Raw genomic sequence first — 18,020 nt, 5'->3', positions numbered from 1 at the left:
ATCCTCCAGATGACAAAACACTCAGGTGTTACAGGGTCAGGAAGCCGTCATACAGTCCGTAGGCTGCGACCAGGGCACCCACGACGACTGCTGCGAAAATCAACTTCTCGACGTTGGTGAAAACCGGTTTATTGACTTCAAGTTTAGCCTTGGCAAAAAGAATCGCGCCGGGGGCATAGAGCAGGGCGGAGAGCAGCAAATATTTGACGCCGCCGGCATAGATCAGCCAAACCGCGTAAATCAATGCAACGGCGCCGATGAACAGGTCTTTCTTGCGTTCTGCCACGGCTTTTTCATAGGTTTCGCCGCGCACTGCCAGCAGAAAGGCATAAGCCGCGGACCACAGATACGGCACCAGAATCATCGAGGTGGCGAGGTAGATCAGCGACAGGTAAGTGCTGGCCGAGAACAGGGTGATGATCAGGAACAGCTGCACCATCGCGTTGGTCAGCCACAAGGCATTGACTGGCACCTGGTTGGCATTTTCCTTGCGCAAAAACGCCGGCATGGTGTGGTCCCTGGCGGCAGCGAACATGATTTCCGCACACAGCAGCACCCAGGACAGCAGGGCCCCCAGCAAGGAGATGATCAGACCGACGCTGATCAGCACTGCCCCCCACGGCCCGACCACATGTTCCAGCACCGCGGCCATCGACGGGTTCTGCAGTTTGGCCAGTTCCGGCTGGGTCATGATGCCCAGCGACAGCACGTTCACCAGCACCAGAAACAGCAGCACAGTGATGAAACCGATCACGGTGGCTTTACCGACGTCGCTGCGTGTTTCCGCCCGGGCCGAGAAGATGCTCGCGCCTTCGATACCGATGAACACCCAGACGGTGACCAGCATCATTTTGCGCACCTGATTCATCACACTGCCCAGGTCCGGGTTTTTCAATCCCCAGATGTCGGCGGTGAAGATGTTCAGTTTGAAGGCGAAAATCGCGATCAGCACAAACAGTAGCAGCGGTACGACCTTGGCGACCGTGGTGACCAGGTTGATGAATGCGGCTTCCTTGATCCCGCGCAGCACGAGGAAGTGCACGGCCCAGAGCAGCACCGACGCACCGATTATCGCCGCCACCGTGTTGCCTTCACCGAAGATCGGGAAGAAGTAACCGAGGGTGCTGAACAGCAAAACAAAGTAGCCGACGTTTCCCAGCCAGGCACTGATCCAGTATCCCCAGGCAGACGAGAAACCCATGTAGTCGCCGAAACCCGCCTTGGCGTAGGCGTAAACACCGCCGTCCAGATCCGGCTTGCGGTTGGCCAGGGTCTGGAAGACAAAGGCCAGGGTCAGCATGCCGACGGCCGTAATGGCCCAACCGATCAGAACGGCGCCGACGTCAGCACTGGCGGCCATGTTCTGCGGCAGGGAAAAGATCCCGCCACCGATCATTGAGCCGACGACCAAAGCAACCAGAGCGCCGAGTTTCAGTTTTCCGGGGGATTCAGACATTGCATGACTCCATTTCGAGGGAGAGACAACACTTAGTTTTGTTAGCCAATGTTTACGTGGGTGTAATGCATTCTCATAGTTTGTTGTTATTTAAAGACTTATGGTTGTAAGGCTGTGCTCGATGTTGTTGCTATAAGCGTTTTAAATCAGGCAGAAAAAAATAATTGGTGACTTGACGCTAGTTGGTTTCAGGGTTTTGGCAAATTTAATTTTATGTTTTGGGAGAGGCAGATTAAGTGTTAACAATTAAGGATGAAATTACTATGTTGTCACTCGTTTTCATCGCGATAAGTTATAAAAAAGACACTGCCTGGTGTTAATGGGTAACCGCTATTACGCTTTGTTGGTCGGTTAATATCGACTATGAATTGAAGTGAGGCGCAAAAAATGTCCCAGCCGACGCAAAAACTTCGTTTGAATGCGCTGATTGCCTTAGTGGTGGGGTCGATGATTGGCGGTGGGATCTTTTCCTTGCCGCAGAATATGGCCGAGAAAGCCGATGCTGGCGCGATATTGATCGGCTGGGCAATCACGGCCGTTGGCATGCTGACCCTGGCCTTCGTCTTTCAGACGCTTAATCCCTGTGGGAGCGGGCTTGCTCGCGAAGGCGGTGTATCAGGCAACATTGATGTCGGCTGACACACCCTCTTCGCGAGCAAGCCCGCTCCCACAAGTACTGCGCTTAACTGACTGGCATTCCGGCGGTCGGCAATGCATGCGCCGTCTCCAGCGGAATCTCCAGCGTAAAAACCGCTCCGTGGCCTGGTCCGTCGCTATGCACGCAAAGATGCCCGTTCATCTCTACCGCTGCGAGTGCACAACTGTGCAGGCCAAAACCGTGGCCTTCCTTGCGCGTGGTGAAACCGTGATTAAAGATGCGGGTGATGTTCTCGGCAGCGATCCCTTCGCCCTGATCTTCTACGCTGAGGCGCAGTGTTGCGTTATCGACAATCTTGACGCCCAGCGTCATATGGCGCTGATGATCGCTGACCTTGGACATTGCATATTTGGCATTGCTGATCAGGTTGATCAGGATCAACAGCAGTCGGTGTTTGTCGCCGATGATCGTCGGCGTGTCCTGGTAGTCCTTGGTGACGACGACATGGTGGCGACTCAGCGCACCGGAATTCATGCGTAACGCATCCTCGAACAGATCGACGACGTTCAACGGCTCGACCAGCCTGGCGGCGCCGGCATAAGCCTGCTGAGTGGAAACGATGTCCTTGATGTGATCGATGCTTTTGCTGAGTTGTGACAGTTCCTCAACGATGCTCGATTGCTCAGCCGCAATGGAATCGACCAGTTGATTGAGGTAACCGCGCAGCAGTTTGCCTTTTTCATCGAAGGTCATGAACTGCCCCAGGTCTTCGGCATGCTCGTTCATCATGTTTACCGCTTTACCCAGGCCCAGGGTTTTGCTGACCGCTAATTTGCGCGTGATCAAATCTGCCGAGACATTAACGCTGTTCAGCACATTGCCGACGTTATGCAACACATTGGTTGCGATCTCTGCCATGCCGGCCATTCGCGCGGCATCGACCAGTTCGCGCTCGGCTTCGATCAACTCGCGGGTGCGTTCCTCGACGCGTTGCTCCAACCGCTCGTTTGCCGTCTGTAACTCGTTGTTCATCTTGTTGATCACGGCATAACTGCGAACCAGCCGGGCCGCCAGGTACAACAACAGCAACGCCATGATGCCGGCGCATATTCCGAGATAAAGGTGATATTGGTGGTCTGTTGCGCCAGTGCGCCGTTGTGTCTCGTTCAATAATTCGTTGAGGCTGTCCAGTTGCTGTGCGACCGGAATCACACTGATGCGATCAAGCAGGTCATTGACAATGGGCTGCTCTCGAACGATGGCGTTTACATGCTCGACAAATGCAGTAAAAGGCTGGCGCCGATCCAATGGCATTTGATCGATGTGTTCGTTGAGCTTGTTCAGTTGATGGGCGATCTCGTCGGCTTTGTCATGGGATACATAGAGGGCGTACTCGACGGTTGCCAGCATGAGATTGAATACGTTTGAGGCGGTGGTTAAATCCTGATTGTTGTTATTGTCCAGTAATGCCTGAATGTCATTTTCTTGTTCAGGCAGGGCATCCAGTGAGGTTCGCAATGCCGTGTTGTGCTGTTTGAATTGCTCGACCAATCGGGTTTTGTTTTCCACCGCATCCAGATAACCCTGGCGCCGGGATTGCCAAAGTGTCGAAAGCGGGCCGGCAGCGTTAAGGTCATCGAGATGCTGCCATCGTTGCTCTGCTTCAGGATGTGGCACCAGAAGCAGATTGTTGTTTATACCGATTTTTGCTCTAAGAATTTTCACGTTCCAATTGGCATCGAACTGCTTGAGTTGGCGAACGAAGTCGCGCGACTCGAAGTAGGTCGATGTGTCATAGGAATAGGATTTGATCAGCAAAAATACAAGTACGCTGAAAAGGGTCAGCGCAATGGCGCCCAAGGCCGTCCATTTGTAATGATTGGAAAGCGTCATTGCGGCATTCCTCCCTGGGCCAACTTGAGAGAGAGGATTTGCCGACGGTTAATAATTTCCATTTTTGCGCTCCCTGCAAAATGGCGACCATCACCACATTGTTTGTAAGCCTAGCGTTGTTGGCAGACACCGTTGAAAAAAACACCGAATGCGCTATCAGCGCCGCTATCGCCTCAATCAGGCTCGTCGCGCTTTGCTGCAGCGGGTAGCAGAGGCGGGAATTCCTCCGGTGTGAGGGTTTCCTTTTCCAGCAACAGGCGGGCCCCCTCATCCAGGTCGGTCCGACGACTCTCCAGCAATGCCTTGGCCCGTTGGTAGGCTTCATCGAGCAGGGCGCGGATACCCAGGTCGATTTCGCGGGCGGTCTGCTCCGAGTAATCCTTCTCGCCCACCGTGGCCATGCGGTCTCCCAGGTACGTTGCGTTTTGCCGCTCCAGCACCGATTGTCCGAGTTCGGCGCTCATGCCGAACCGGGTGATCAGTTGCCGGGCGATATCGGTCGCGCGGACAAGATCATCGGCGGCACCGGTGGAGATCTGGCCATAGATCAGGTCTTCGGCGGCACGCCCGGCCATTAGCACGACAATCCGGTCCTTGAGCGTCTGGCAACTGATCAGGAAGTGATCCTCGGTCGGTCGTTGCAGGGTATAGCCGAGCGAGCCGATGGCGCGGGGCACGATCGACACTTTATGCACCGGGTCCATCGCCGGCAGCGTGCTGGCGGCCAGGGCATGCCCCATCTCGTGATAGGCCACCACCCGACGCTCGTCAGGATCGAGCAGGCTGCTCTTGCGCTCGAGCCCCGCGATGAGGCGCTCTACCGCTGCGGTGAAATCATTCAGACCGACCGCCTCGGCGCCGCGTCGGGTGGCGACGATGGCCGCTTCGTTAACCAGATTGGCCAGGTCGGCGCCGGTGAAACCGGTGGTGATCTCGGCGATACGTGCGCCATCAAGCCCTGGCTCCACGGTGACTTTCTTGAGATGAACGCTGAGGATTGCTTCCCGACCTTTGCGGTCGGGGCGGTCGATCAGAATCTGCCGATCAAAGCGCCCGGCCCGCAACAACGCCGGGTCAAGGACCTCCGGGCGGTTGGTCGCGGCCAGCAACACCACGCCCTCGCGGGGATCGAAGCCATCCAGCTCGGCCAGTAACTGGTTGAGGGTCTGTTCTTTTTCGTCATTGCCGCCCAACGTTCCGACGCCGCGCATCTTGCCCAGCGCATCGAGTTCATCGATGAAGATGATGCAGGGTGCTGCCTGCCGTGCCTGTTCGAAGAGGTCGCGGACCCGTGCTGCACCGACCCCGACGAACATCTCGACGAACTCGGAGCCGGAGATCGAGAAAAACGGCACACCGGCTTCACCGGCGATGGCTTTGGCCACCAGCGTCTTGCCGGTGCCGGGCGGGCCGACCAGCAAGGTGCCCTTGGGAATGTGCGCACCCAAGCGTGCGTATCGTTGCTTGTCTTTGAGAAACGAGACGATTTCCACCAGCTCGGCCTTGGCTTCGTCGATGCCGGCGACATCGGCGAAGGTCACTCCGGTGTCGCGTTCGACAAACACCCTGGCCCGGGATTTGCCGACATTCATCAAACCGCCAAGGCCTTGTTTGTCCGCCATCCTGCGAAACAGGAAATTCCAGAAGACCATAATCAGGACAAACGGCAATAGCCAGCCCAACAGGCTGTTCATAAAAGTGTTTTCGGTAACTCCGGTAAAACTGGCGCCCGATTGAGAGAGTTCTGTCGCCAGCGCCGGATCGACCCGCACGGTGGAGAATCGATCGTGTCCGTTGATGGGCTCTTGCAACTTGCCGCTGATCTGGTCCTTATCGACCTGCAAATCACTGACTTTCTGCTCGTTCAACAATTGCAGAAACTGGCTGTACGGGAGGGGCTGCACCGTCTGGCGCTCGCCAAAGAATATCTGCATGAGACTCAGCACGATAAAAACGATCGCGAAGTAGGACAGATTCCACTGGTCATTCTTTTTCATGGCCTTGGCTCAGCATCAGCATGAGAACGCAGGTCGTTCAAAACGAGCCGCGCCGCCTGGCATTAACCGCGCCCGCCCGGTTACTTTTAGACTACGCCAAAAAAGCCCCGTGCCGGCTTCCCGACAAAGGGCTTTTCTGGCGTGAAGGGCTGTCTTGGATTCAGCTGGATTTGATTTGCACCTTTTTGTCCGCTTTCATGGCTTCGGGTTTTTTCGGCAGTGAAATACTCAGCACGCCTTTGCTGAAATTTGCTTCGATCTTGTCGGTATCGACACCTTTTGGCAGGCTGAACGCCCGCTCGAAGGCGCCATAATGACGCTCTGACACGTGATAGCCTTTTCTTTTTTCTTCCTTGTCCTCTTTCTTTTCACCCTTGATGATCAAATTGCCGTTGGACAATTGGATGTCGATATTCTCCTGATCCATGCCTGGCAATTCGGCGGTGATTTCGAAGCTTTCATCTTTCTCGGTAATGTCCACCGCAGGCAGGCTGCGCCCGATAAATTCCCGACTCCAGAACGGTTCGACATCGAACAGTCCTCGCCGGAAAGGCGTTAGACCCGAGCCACGATTGAAGTCTTCGAACAGGTGATCGACCTGCTGGCGCAGTTTTTCCAGAGGACGCCAAGGGTCTGATGTAGCCGTCGGTTGCTGATTGGTTTTTTCATCGTCGGTCTGCACCGGCATTTTCTTCTCGAAATTGGCCATTTTTCATACCTCCTCTCGAGTACTGCGGTGGGCCGGGAGCAACTCGGAGACCGGTCCACCACGACAAATTCAGGCCTTACCTTAAAAGGTTAGTATTCCTGCGACCGCCAGACCGACCAACAGTCGGTTGCTGACGGCGAGCCGTCTTTTTTCGAGAACTTGCGCGCACCGAAGTGCGAAGACGGGGAAAGTTTCGCACCTTCTGCGTAACCCAATCTGCAGGAGTCCAGCCTGTCTGATCACCAGTTAAAACTGTTCCAGTGAGAATGGGGAGAGCCTTGGCCGATGTTCGGCTACAGTAGGTAAGTCATCGAAATGGAGATCGGACATGCAATGCTTGATTTGCCAGGCTGCGGCTAAAATTGTTCACGCGACAGGATGCTGGTCCGAGGTCAAATGCTCGGCCGGATGTGGACACTTCAGGGTCTCAGCGAACCTTGTCGCGAAGATGAAGTTCAAGAACGAATTCTTTGACGTTGAGCGAACAAGGCAATGGCTTGAGATGGCTCGGAACGAGGGGCCAATGCCGTTGATATCGACCTACGATTACAATGTTTCCTTATTGCGCCGCGCCACCAATGAGCGATCTGGAAGCTTGTCGAGTCGTTCGAGGAAATCGATCACTTCGGAATAGATCTTCGTACTTCGATCCGCCCCGGGCCTGGCGTAATTGCAGTGTCAGTTCCTGCATTTCATTCTCCAGCTTGCTCAGGTAATGGCGGCAGGCTTCAGGTTCAGTCGGGCATCCAAGCCAGTCACTGGTGTCTTCGATGTCGAGAGGGGCCACGGTCATGTCTTGTTGGGACTGTTTATATAGGCAGCAATCGAGGCGAGACGGTCGGGCGAGGGTGCGACGACGAGCTGTGGGATTTTGGAGGGTGCTCGATCGGCAGGACGCCGGAAGAGGTCGAAAACGGGCCGAGTTATGGAACGCTTCCAGAAAAGCTATGGAATACATACAGATCGGCGGATATTTCGCCAAGCCCCAGAAACGACAAAGCCCTGAATAATCAGGGCTCTATCGGTACAAATATGGCGGAGGCAATGTCCGCTAATTTGACGTATTTCGAGTTCTATTGATGTCTGGCAGCGTGTCCGAGAATCTTGAAGTCCCGTTCTGTTCGGGGTAACAGCATGACCTTTACCTCTGAAAAGATCCGGTTAATTGCGAAGTAATCGAGCTGTCGCACTGACAAAAACCAGCAAAACACTCACGCAGCCCAGAGCAAATGACAAGGTACTCAGATGGGCGACCGCCCCGATAAATACGGGTCCTATCAGAATCCCCGTGTAGCCCATCGAGATGACAGCGGGGATAGCGACGGCCTGTGGCATACGTTGCTGACGGCCTACGGCAGTAAAGAGCACCGGGACAATGTTTGAGCAGCCGGCACCGACCAGAGCGTAGCCAATCAAGGATGCGGCCCAGCCGTCGATTCCAAGCGACACGATCATGCCAGCGGCTGCGCAGAGTCCGCCAAGCGCAACGACGCGCACGCCGCCTAGTTTGCTGACGATGGCATCGCCTGTCAGGCGGCCCGCCGTCATCGCTGCGGCGAAGGATGCGTAGCCCAAGCCGGCGATGCTTGGCTCTAACCCTCGGTTCGAGACAAGGAAAACCGCGCTCCAGTCGAGGATTGCACCTTCAGTGAGGAAGACGATGAAACAGAGCGCCCCTAAAAACAGCACGATACCCCTGGGCAACGCGAACATGGGTCCACCCCGTTCAGTGCCGTAAGCCAGCAAAGCCGGCGCTGCCTTGTAAAGCGATCCCAGAACGGCGGCAACGATACAAAGCGCCGCAACCAATGGATCCAGCCCGAAGGTCAATAAAGCAGTCATCGCCCCGGCGCCCACTATGCCTCCGACGCTGTACAGGCCATGGAAGCCGGACTGAAGTGCCTGGCCGCTGTTTTTTTCGACAATGACGGACTGAATGTTCATGGCGCAATCCAGCATGCCCATGCTGGCGCCGAAGAGAATGACCGCGATCACCAGGCCCGGCAGCCACGCCACGGTGCTCAATAGCGGAAGAAGGGCACACAAGACAATCGTCGCCCAGATTACGACCGGTCGGCATCCATAGTGTGCAGTGAGATAACCAGCGAAGGGCATGGCCACGATAGATCCACCGCCCAGGCCAAGCAGCAACAACCCCAGGCCGCCATCGTCCAGGCCAGCGCGGGCTTTAACCAATGGGACCAGAGGCGCCCATGCGGACATGAGTAAACCCGCGATAAGGAAGGCGATGCGTGTAGACATCCGCTCGCTGTGGTTAGCCGTGGGTACCAACACGGGCGATGGAGCATTCATAGTTCTCGGTAATCCTTATCGATGATGCTAGCCATCGTTTGTTGGGCTTAGACAGTACGGGTTTCTTGTGTGTGTTTGGCGGGCCGAGGTTTCGGAAAACCTAGCGCCTGCGCTCATACGTTGCTCTATAACTGCTTGGCGCTACGCCAAAGAAGTCACGAAAACGCATATGGAAATTGGCGAAACTACAGAAACCGGTCGCTATCGCGATATCGGTGATGGGGCGATTGCTCTGCAAAATAAGCTGCCGCGCTCGTGTCAAGCGCAGCTCAAGGTAGTAGCGTGTGGGCGTGGCCCCCACGAAACGGCAGAAGCGACGCTCTAATTGTCGTCGGGAAATGTTCACACACTCAGCGACTTCGTCGATGGATAACGGCTCTTCAATGTTCTTTTGCATCAGTTCTAAAGCAAGCTTCAGGGTTTGAGGCAAGGTAGGGTCAGAGTCAACGATGACCGTCGATATCCCAGACACTTCAGCGGTCTGATCACAACTGAGTATTTCCTCGACAGCATGGGTCAGCGAGACGCTTTGTTTAGTAGTGATGAGCTCGAGCATCATGCGTAACGAGCTGCTGGCGCCAGCGCACGTGATACGGTTTTTATCTATTACGTGAGTTCGACAAGAGACCAGGACTTTGGGGAAAACATCCTCCATCATCGCTCGTCCATCGGGATGGAAGGCGCACTCGACACCGTCCATTAGCTGAGCTTCCGCCAGGAAAAATGCACCGTTCCACAAACCTCCCATTGTCGCGCCAAGAGAGGCGACGTTACGCAGCTTGCGTCGTAATTGTGGATCGCTGACCAGCTTCACTCGTAAACCACCGGCGATAATGAGAACGTCGATACGATCCGGTAGTTGTGACAGCTCCAGGTCTGCTGAAATCGCAATGCCCAAATCGCTCATTACCAGACGGTTTTTGATGCCGACAGTCAACACCTCGAACGCCGGTGTCTCGCTAATCAGGTTGGCGGTCACCAGCGCATCGATAGCGCCGGTGAACGACATCATCGAGAAATTGTTCAAAAGCACGAAAGCCACACGAGTCACTGCCTGCGGCCTTACTGGTTTCTGCGCCGTATAGGAGTACCCCATGTTCTTGTCTTTGAGCACGCTCTCGAATACGAATGGCATAAATCCTCATTGACACCTGAACGAATAGCCAAGAAACCGTTGCGGATCTACGCAGCGGTTTTTGGAGCAGACAGCAACAAATCAAAGAATGATTGGCAGTCATCACTACCGGGCAATGCTTCAACACTGTTCTTGATGGCATTGCTGAGGGTGGTTCCCAAACTGTCATTTGCCAGTAAATGGTATTTAGCAGCGAATTCGTCACTCGACATAGGGTTGCCGGGGTCGCCCTTGGCCGTCGCGGTAGGGCTCGTAAGACGCGTGCCGTCTTTCAGGGTAACCGTGACGCGGGACAGTATTTCCTCCGGGAACCTGGCCGACAGGTCAGGCGCCTCATGAAGGGTGATTTTCTCGCTGATGCTCAAGATGTCTGGTGCATGAATGGAATCACCGGTGACCTCTTTTGGCCCCAACTTCCCGCGAACGATCAAGGCCGCCAGCGGGAACGCCAGCGCATACTGGGCCTCGTCCGCGTTCTTCGGAAAATGCCCCTGCAAGCACACAGACTCATGGAATGTTTCGACATCTATAGTCTCGATCAACTCTGCAGTGATGACCGGATGTGCTCGCATCAAATCGGTCATGGCGGTGAGTGCCGGTTGCGCCCAGCGACATACCGGCCAAGGCTTGAAATATTGCTCGTCGATCTCCCAACGGGTTCCGATGTCCTGCCAGAAAGTGGAAATCTCCAACGGTTCAACGGTGGCGGCTGGGGCGCCAGTGACACCGAGCTGCGCCATCAGTAGTGCGTTCAGTCCGGCATACGCCCCGGCGCCGTGGGCATCACGCAACATTGTCGGAAAGCTCACCAGGCGCATCATCGGGCATCTCGGGCCGAAGTATTCTGCGATACCCAACGCATGACGGAATGTCGCTTCATCAAGCTTCAGCAGACGGGCACCGGCGCAAACGACCCCGATTCCAGAAAAGGCGCCTGAGGCATGATATTCAGGAGCGGTGGCCATCAATGCCTGGCCCGCACGCAGGGCGGTCTCATAACCGATGCACAGTGCGCTGAGGAATTCCTCGCCGCTGATGTCTTTGCCCTGGCTGCGATACGCGTCAACCAATGCAACAAGGGCCGGGACAACGGTTGCACCCGCATGTCCCTTGGAGGTGAAGTGACCTTCATGTGCATCCAGGCTATCAACGCAGAAACCGCCTGCATACGCAGCGCCCAATGGATGCACGGCTCTGCCGTCGAACCAAAGGCGGCTGGACAGCTTGTTGGCAGAGTAGTGGGTGTCAGCGTAGGTTTTGAGCATCACGCTGGTTTGATTGTCGCGAGCACCGGCGGCCACACCAATGATGTCGAGCAGGCAAGTTTTAACCAACTCGCGTGTATGCAGGGGCGCGTCCTTGTAACTGAAATTCTGGACGAATGAATACAACTGCATTTCATGATTCCTGAATGATGAACGCCGAAACGGATAAAAAGTTGCCCGGGGAAGAGCAACCTTTTATGCAGATTTAAATGAAGGGATTAATTTTTTGCGGTGGCGGTATTAGCCGCGGCTCGTGCGTCTACCAGCCAGCTGTCGTATTTCGCGTGATGGGCCGCGATCCATTCTTTGGCGTGACGAGTAATGTCAGCGGCACTTTTTTCACCATTGTGCATTTTGAGATTTTGCGCGCTTTCATCGTCAGTAGAGATCTGCATTTCAGACAGGAACTTCACGGCAGCCGGATTTTTCTCGGCGAACTCTTTGTTGATGACCGCTCTGACACTGTCGACCGCGAAACCAAGGTTTTTACCATTGAAGGTAGTGTTGACATCGTTTTTACCACCTGGAAGATCCGTACGTGGCACGGTTAACCAAACAACATCTTTACCTTCGATCAGAACACCGGAGATCCACTGAGGTACCCAGGTGTAATAGAGAATCGGCTTGCCTTCTTTGTAACGAGCAATGGTGTCGGCCATCAGGGCAAAATAGGAGCCCTGGTTATTTGTGACAGTCTTATCCAGGCCATAGGCTTTCATATGGTGGGCAATGATCAGCTCACAGCCCCAGCCGGGGTTGCAACCAGTCAGGTCCGCTTTACCGTCACCGTTACTATCGAACAGCTTGGCAATCTCTGGCTTTTTCAAATCATCGAGAGAGGTGATGTGATACTGGTCAGCCGTTTTCTTATCGATCATGTAGCCCTGTAGTACGCCCGGCATAATATTGCCGGTTTTCACCATCGCTTCATCACCGCCGGCCTTCGCGTAGAACGATTTGTGCAGTTCCTCCCACAGATGAACCGAGAAATCAGCGTCACCATTGGCAATCGCAATCATCATGGTGGAGTATTCGGTTTCCTTAGGCGTCTGAACGTCGTAGCCCAATTCCTTGAGCCCCGCCATTGCGATCTCTCCGCGAAATCGCTCTTCGGCAATTGACGGGAAAATCGGGGTGATTGATACACCTTTTCCGGGCTCCTGCGCCGTGGCGGCTGATGCGAAAACAGGGGAGACCGCTAGTACTAAAAGCGCCACAGAATGAATGAATTTCTGTTTTATTCCGAAGGTTGTGAAGTTCATTATCGTTTGCCTTGGCTGGATTAAAGAAGTTGGCATTTCTTTTGGTTCACGACGCGCCGCTTAGCGGAGTTAGCTTTCTTTAGGACTGACTTCTATTTTCATGACAGTGTTTTTTCTTTTCAGGCGATAAATGACGCCCGCCGGTCCTGTCTGGTACCAGTGTTCACCTTTGGTTGCCCTGTTACTGCGTTCGCCCATTGCCTGGGTCAGTCGATCGAGGAAAATCGCCAGCAATACCAGACCCAATCCACCGACGGTTGCCAAGCCCATATCGAGGCGGCCAATCCCTCGAAGTACCATCATCCCCAGTCCACCAACCGATATCATTGAAGCGATCACCACCATGGACAGTGACAACATCAATGCCTGATTCAGACCCGCCATGATCGTCGGTGCAGCTAAGGGAAGTTGGACCCGCCTCAGCATCTGGCGTGGGGTGCATCCGAAAGCCCGTGCAGCTTCAACCTTGTCTTCCGGTACCTGGCGAATGCCCAGATTGGTGAGCCTGACCAGTGGTGCGACTGAAAAGATGATCGTGACCAGTACTCCCGGTACGTTACCGATGCCAAACAGCATCACCACGGGCACCAGATAAACAAATGCAGGCAGTGTTTGCATTGCATCGAGAACCGGGCGCAGAAGCATCTCCAGTCGGTCACTTCGGGCACACAGGACGCCCAGCGGAATGCCAATAACTGCACAGAAAAACAGTGAAGTGAGCACCAGGGCGAGGGTGATCATGGCGTCATTCCATACGCCGATCACTCCTAAGAGGGTGAGGGTGACGAAACAAAGTATGCCTATCTTTTTTCCTCCTATCTGCCAGCCGAAGAGGGTTGCAATAATAATGAATATTGACGGAGGAATAGCCAGTAATCCGAACTGAATACCATTAAGTACTTGGTCGATTGGCCATCTTATCGATCGGAAAACCTCGCGGAAATTATGAACCAGAAAGTTCAGGGCAACTTCTACCCATTGGCCCAAAGGGACGTTGATGGATTGAAAGGGGTCTAGGAAATTGAATTCGTTCATGTCATCACCTGAATGTCCGAGCCTGGCAAGCCAGCAAATAGAGCCTGTTAGTGTCGGCTCATTGTTTGAAGCAGTAGGCTCTTGGAGATCGTGCCTTTGAACACACCCTGGCGATCGAGCACGGCAACTGGATTAACGGCATCGGCAACGATGTGAAAGACGTCCTGCAGAAGTACATCGTCGCGAAGCGTAGGAGTGGAGTGATCCATGGCGTACGGATGCTCTGCGCAAATTTTGGCGACATCACCCGCCTTGAGGATCTTCGAGGCATCAAAGCCTTTGAAGAAAGCTCTGACGTAATCGTTCGCTGGGTTGCAAAGCAGCTCTTGCGGGGTACCGATCTGAACGACCTGACCACCCTCCATGATCGCGATGCGATGGCCGATGCGAATAGCCTCGTCAATGTCATGGGAGATGAAGATGATGGTGCGATGCTGTTCTGCCTGCAGGCGGATCAGCTCGCCCTGCATTTCGTGGCGAATCAACGGGTCGAGTGCCGAGAAGGCTTCGTCCATCAGCAGGATGGCAGGGTCGTTGGCCAGCGCTCGGGCCAGGCCTACCCGCTGTTGCATGCCGCCGGACAGTTGATGCGGATAGCTGTAGGCGTGGCCATCGAGCCCCACCTGTTTGAGTGCCTCGAGTGCACGTTTATGCCGTTCACTTTCCTCGACACCCGAGATTTCCAGGCCGAAAGCAACGTTGTCGATCACACTCATGTGGGGCATCAGGGCGAATGACTGAAACACCATGCTCATGTCTTTGCGACGAACGCTGAGGAGATCAGCATCTGACAGACCGGTGATTTCCTGGCCGTTGAGATGGATGGTGCCCGAGGTCGGTTCGATCAGTCGGTTGAACAACCGAACCATCGTCGACTTTCCAGAGCCGGAAAGTCCCATGATGACGAAAATCTCACCGCGTTTTACGGAGAAACTGGCATCAAAAACGCCAACGACTTGACCGGTTTTGCTGAAAATTTCATTCTTGTCAGCACCGCGAGCCAGCATCTCCATCGCGAGCTTTGGCTGAGCACCAAAGACTTTGTAAATGTTTTTTACCGAGAGTATCTCGTCACCAAGACTCATAACCCCTCCTGCTGCAATTACGACATAAGATCAAAAACTTAGGTGTACGTGTCTTGATCAGTTAAGACGGTGCTTGTGGGGGCAGTCAAAATGGGAGACAGATTGGGAATTAGTCATTGTGACCATCCTCTTTATTATGTGATGTTTATTATTTTTGTTTTATCGGCGCTGAATTAAGCAGTTCCTTGAGAACCAAGTTATTACCTAATAGGGTCAGCGTCTAACAACATTTCTTCCCGCCAATCAATAACGTGATGTTATCAATCATTTAAATAGGTCAATTTGCGACTGCGGCAGTGCTAGTTGCGAAGACGACTGCCGCTGGGCCTGTCTTAGACCCACTGTTTCAGCTACGCTCCAGTGTAGGCTCTAGGTGGAACCCTTCGGCCGATCTCATCCCTAACGGCCCTCCGAAAGGCCCCAAACCGGATATTCAATACTCTAGGTTATGGTTAAGCACATCGATCCAGACATGACGCTGCTGAAAATGCCGTCTCTGAAAGCAGTGAAGTCATTCGTAGCCGCCGCCAAATATCAGAGCTTTACGCGTGCGGCTGAAGCGCTGTGCGTTACCCAAGCGGCAATCAGCCGTCAGATTCGGGAGCTTGAGGCGTACCTTGGGGTGGATCTTTTCAAGAGGGTGGGGCGAGCGGTCGAGTTGACGGAAGCCGGGTCCATCTTTTTTGATGCGGCACAGCTATCTTTCGTCAATATTTCCCAAGCGGCGGAGCGCATTCGCACCAACAATGCAGGCAAACGCACGCTGACGCTTTGCTGTTCTCCCGCGTTTTCAGCCCTCTGGCTCGCAGCGAAGCTGCCGGGGTTTTTTACCAAGAACGCAGACATCGACCTCAATCTGGTAACCACTCAAAACTTTTTGTCGATGGAGCCGGGTGTAACTCCGGACATCTTCATCACCAAGATGGCCAGGATTCAGGATGGGTATCGTAGCTATCCGTTGTTCCATGACGTCATCTACCCGGTGTGCACGCCTCGTTACAAAGCGGAGCACCCTGAGCTATCCAGCCTGGAAGGATTACGCGACGGGGTTTTGCTAAACCTCAGCCCCTATGGCAGATCCCAAGTAGCGGAGCATGTTGACTGGGGCGTTTGGCTGGCTTATCACGATGTTGATATCGAGAAACGCCCCCACGACAGTCCTCACGTTTTCAACGCGAATGACTACAACCTGGTGATTAGCATGGTGTTGACCCACCAAGGCGTAGCGCTGGGATGGAATCACCTGGTCGAAAACCTGATCGAAAACGGCACGCTGATTCGGCCGATCGACGAGGAAGTGGTTCTCCATGAAAGCCAGCACTATCTGACATTTCGTGAAGACCGGATCAATGACGACGCCTGTTGTCGGCTACGCGACTGGATTCTGGCCCAGTTTTCCAGAGCCGTTTAGAGGAAAGGAAGGCGGCCGTGATTGAGCAATCACTCGAGGTGCGGGGGAGCTCCACCGCCAACAGGTATTGCTCAAGGCAGAACTGAAGGGGATGCCGGTGGTGATCATTCATGATTCTCACCACCGGCAGTGTTGCACTTAGCCGACAGATCTTAACGGGATGGTGTCATTGAGCTGATCAAGCATCGTTTTGCAGTACCAATCATCAAATTGACACACACCAATTTCGCTGGCCACCGACAACGGGCCTGGCTCGTAAGCAGGGGAGCTGACCCCGACCTGTGCCCCTTCAACCAAGGTGCGATCCTGGTCATTGGTTGCAAGCCAGACTTTGGTCAATCGATCGATGTCGTAGTCGACACCTTCCTGCGCGTCCTTCTTGACGATCCATTTTGTGGTGACCAACGTCTCACCCGGACCAATGGGCAGTACGCGGAAGCTCAGCGCGTGATCGCCCAGAAAGTGGTTCCAGGTTGATGGGTAGTTGAAATACAGCAGCGCACCGATGTTGGCTTCTCCGGTGGTGTCCAACCGGCCAGCGACCGCAGGCTTGCCATCCATTGTGTAGCTGACGGCCCCGGCAAACAGGGGGATGCGCGTCATTCGGAAACGACCTTTATCATCCATGACCAATCGGCTAGGCAGACCTGCCGCCTCGCAGCGATCCCAGTGCTCTTTGAGTTCGGGATCTTCATCGCCGCCGGCACCACCCACCGATGGGTTGTCCACGAATGAGTGCATCAATTCCGGGTGAGTACAATCGCAGTGGTAGCACTCACGGTTGTTCTCGAAAACCAGTTTCCAGTTGCCTTTTTCAATGATGTTCGACTCAAACGCGACTTTGCAGTCGTCCAGGTTATGAGGCGCAACGAAAGGGGTGACGGATTTTCTGAACGACGAAAAGTCTGGGGCGACCTCTGCAACGCACACATAGATGTACGTTTCGACGACCTCACAATGCACCGACTTCAACCCATGCTGAGACTTGTCGAAATCATCCCCCATGTTCCCGGCGAAAAGCAGTTTGCCGTCCAGCTCGAATGTCCATTTGTGGTAAGGGCACACCAGTTTGGCAACTTTGCCGCTGGCTTCCGGGCACACCTTGGAGCCGCGATGGCGGCAGGCGTTGTGGAATGCACGAATCTGCTTGTCTGCGCCGCGCACGATAGCGACAGGGTAGTCGCCGATTTGCAGCGACAGGTACTGACCTGACTTCTCCAGCTCAAATGTGTGCCCTGCGAAGATCCAGCTTTTGTGCCAGATCTGTTGCAGATCCTGCCTGTAAACGTCTGGATCGCTATAAAGGGCACCTGGCAGCGCGTGGTCAGGCTTGCGCTGCGCGATAAGATTTGAAACTGCCGATTTAGTGCTCACGGTCAACACACTCCAAAATACCAAGGGGGCGAAACGTTCAGCCTGCTCAGCGAGGTGAGGCCAAACGGTCTTGAGTTCGCAGTACCGCCTGAGGATGCAAGCCCATCAAACTGTGCTGCTTCTATCCGCGAACCGGTACGTTTTGCGACGTCCAGAAAGCGCCTTACGAAAAATGTGCCTTCTTGGATGGGGGTGCCATCCGTGCACTCATTTCGTTCAAGTCCTTACTCATGCAGACATTTCTGGAATGCCAATGTTTGCATCAATAGCTATATTTCTACATCACCTTAATTCGAGCCTGGGAAACCAGATCTTAATTAATGAGACGACTGTACGAGAAAAACGTTTATCCAATGTGTCGGTAGAATATCGCTGTTGTAAGGCTACGACGGTAATCGTGCGTCAACAAGAAACATTTACTCTTATCAATGCATAAACAAATGTTATCGATTGATGCCGCCGCTTCGGTGATGATTTTTTATGTTGT

The 18,020-nt window shown here is 54.1% G+C and carries 12 protein-coding genes and 1 pseudogene; 2 read left to right on the top strand and 11 right to left on the bottom strand.

Features of this window, described 5'->3' with window-relative positions; all coding sequences use genetic code 11:
• Nucleotides 1-28 precede the first annotated feature (28 nt).
• Nucleotides 29-1,456, bottom strand: a complete 1,428-nt coding sequence (arcD, locus tag KGB03_RS11495) for an arginine-ornithine antiporter (RefSeq protein WP_223527109.1) — start codon at nucleotides 1,454-1,456, stop codon at nucleotides 29-31.
• 387 nt (nucleotides 1,457-1,843) lie between these two features.
• Between arcD and KGB03_RS11490 the strand changes: the two are divergent.
• A pseudogene (locus KGB03_RS11490) lies at nucleotides 1,844-2,032 on the top strand (arginine-ornithine antiporter); the annotation flags it as partial.
• 106 nt (nucleotides 2,033-2,138) lie between these two features.
• Here KGB03_RS11490 and KGB03_RS11485 read toward each other — a convergent pair.
• The 9 genes from KGB03_RS11485 to KGB03_RS11445 all read right to left on the bottom strand — a co-directional run bounded on the left by KGB03_RS11485 (nucleotide 2,139) and on the right by KGB03_RS11445 (nucleotide 14,748).
• Nucleotides 2,139-3,947 carry a DAHL domain-containing protein gene (locus tag KGB03_RS11485; RefSeq protein WP_218537185.1) on the bottom strand — a complete coding sequence of 603 codons (1,809 nt, stop codon included), beginning with the start codon at nucleotides 3,945-3,947 and terminating at the stop codon, nucleotides 2,139-2,141.
• Between the two features lie 173 nt (nucleotides 3,948-4,120).
• Entirely contained in the window at nucleotides 4,121-5,944 is a 1,824-nt protein-coding gene (gene ftsH / locus KGB03_RS11480) for an ATP-dependent zinc metalloprotease FtsH (protein WP_223527108.1), read from the bottom strand.
• Nucleotides 5,945-6,104: 160 nt separating this feature from the next.
• Nucleotides 6,105-6,653, bottom strand: a complete 549-nt coding sequence (locus KGB03_RS11475; RefSeq protein ID WP_192407872.1) for an Hsp20/alpha crystallin family protein — start codon at nucleotides 6,651-6,653, stop codon at nucleotides 6,105-6,107.
• A gap of 1,161 nt (nucleotides 6,654-7,814) precedes the next feature.
• A complete protein-coding gene (locus KGB03_RS11470) occupies nucleotides 7,815-8,966 on the bottom strand; it encodes an MFS transporter (RefSeq protein WP_223527107.1) in 1,152 nt (383 codons plus the stop codon).
• Nucleotides 8,967-9,066: 100 nt separating this feature from the next.
• Nucleotides 9,067-10,101 (bottom strand): GlxA family transcriptional regulator, encoded by a 1,035-nt coding sequence (locus KGB03_RS11465; RefSeq protein ID WP_223527106.1) that lies wholly within the window; start codon nucleotides 10,099-10,101, stop codon nucleotides 9,067-9,069.
• Between the two features lie 47 nt (nucleotides 10,102-10,148).
• The gene (locus KGB03_RS11460; protein ID WP_192407878.1) at nucleotides 10,149-11,498 is read right to left on the bottom strand and encodes an MmgE/PrpD family protein; all 1,350 of its coding nucleotides are present in this window, start codon (nucleotides 11,496-11,498) and stop codon (nucleotides 10,149-10,151) included.
• A gap of 86 nt (nucleotides 11,499-11,584) precedes the next feature.
• Nucleotides 11,585-12,628, bottom strand: a complete 1,044-nt coding sequence (proX, locus tag KGB03_RS11455) for a glycine betaine/L-proline ABC transporter substrate-binding protein ProX (protein WP_165933957.1) — start codon at nucleotides 12,626-12,628, stop codon at nucleotides 11,585-11,587.
• A 69-nt stretch (nucleotides 12,629-12,697) separates the two neighbouring features.
• Nucleotides 12,698-13,702: a glycine betaine/L-proline ABC transporter permease ProW gene (gene proW / locus KGB03_RS11450; RefSeq protein ID WP_223527127.1), complete on the bottom strand. Its 1,005-nt coding sequence runs from the start codon at nucleotides 13,700-13,702 to the stop codon at nucleotides 12,698-12,700.
• 8 nt (nucleotides 13,703-13,710) lie between these two features.
• Nucleotides 13,711-14,748 (bottom strand): glycine betaine/L-proline ABC transporter ATP-binding protein, encoded by a 1,038-nt coding sequence (locus KGB03_RS11445; protein WP_111449779.1) that lies wholly within the window; start codon nucleotides 14,746-14,748, stop codon nucleotides 13,711-13,713.
• A 448-nt stretch (nucleotides 14,749-15,196) separates the two neighbouring features.
• On the opposite strand from KGB03_RS11445, the gene KGB03_RS11440 reads away from it, so the two are divergent.
• On the top strand, nucleotides 15,197-16,159 hold the full coding sequence (locus KGB03_RS11440; protein WP_218537179.1) for a LysR family transcriptional regulator: 963 nt from the start codon (nucleotides 15,197-15,199) through the stop codon (nucleotides 16,157-16,159).
• A gap of 138 nt (nucleotides 16,160-16,297) precedes the next feature.
• Here the strand turns inward: KGB03_RS11440 and KGB03_RS11435 are convergent, their stop codons facing one another.
• Nucleotides 16,298-17,533, bottom strand: a complete 1,236-nt coding sequence (locus KGB03_RS11435; protein ID WP_223527105.1) for an aromatic ring-hydroxylating oxygenase subunit alpha — start codon at nucleotides 17,531-17,533, stop codon at nucleotides 16,298-16,300.
• Nucleotides 17,534-18,020 lie beyond the last annotated feature (487 nt).

It is taken from the genome of Pseudomonas sp. BF-B-26 (assembly GCF_019956495.1).
Lineage (GTDB): Bacteria > Pseudomonadota > Gammaproteobacteria > Pseudomonadales > Pseudomonadaceae > Aquipseudomonas.
This window is presented reverse-complemented; position numbering and strand designations above follow the sequence as displayed.

Excerpts from the sequence above, each read along its gene's own strand:
- arcD (WP_223527109.1), bottom strand. The coding sequence starts at position 1,456 with ATGTCTGAATCCCCCGGAAAACTGAAACTCGGCGCTCTGGTTGCTTTG.
- KGB03_RS11485 (WP_218537185.1), bottom strand. The coding sequence starts at position 3,947 with ATGACGCTTTCCAATCATTACAAATGGACGGCCTTGGGCGCCATTGCG.
- ftsH (WP_223527108.1), bottom strand. The coding sequence starts at position 5,944 with ATGAAAAAGAATGACCAGTGGAATCTGTCCTACTTCGCGATCGTTTTT.
- KGB03_RS11475 (WP_192407872.1), bottom strand. The coding sequence starts at position 6,653 with ATGGCCAATTTCGAGAAGAAAATGCCGGTGCAGACCGACGATGAAAAA.
- KGB03_RS11470 (WP_223527107.1), bottom strand. The coding sequence starts at position 8,966 with ATGAATGCTCCATCGCCCGTGTTGGTACCCACGGCTAACCACAGCGAG.
- KGB03_RS11465 (WP_223527106.1), bottom strand. The coding sequence starts at position 10,101 with ATGCCATTCGTATTCGAGAGCGTGCTCAAAGACAAGAACATGGGGTAC.
- KGB03_RS11460 (WP_192407878.1), bottom strand. The coding sequence starts at position 11,498 with ATGCAGTTGTATTCATTCGTCCAGAATTTCAGTTACAAGGACGCGCCC.
- proX (WP_165933957.1), bottom strand. The coding sequence starts at position 12,628 with ATGAACTTCACAACCTTCGGAATAAAACAGAAATTCATTCATTCTGTG.
- KGB03_RS11445 (WP_111449779.1), bottom strand. The coding sequence starts at position 14,748 with ATGAGTCTTGGTGACGAGATACTCTCGGTAAAAAACATTTACAAAGTC.
- KGB03_RS11440 (WP_218537179.1), top strand. The coding sequence starts at position 15,197 with ATGGTTAAGCACATCGATCCAGACATGACGCTGCTGAAAATGCCGTCT.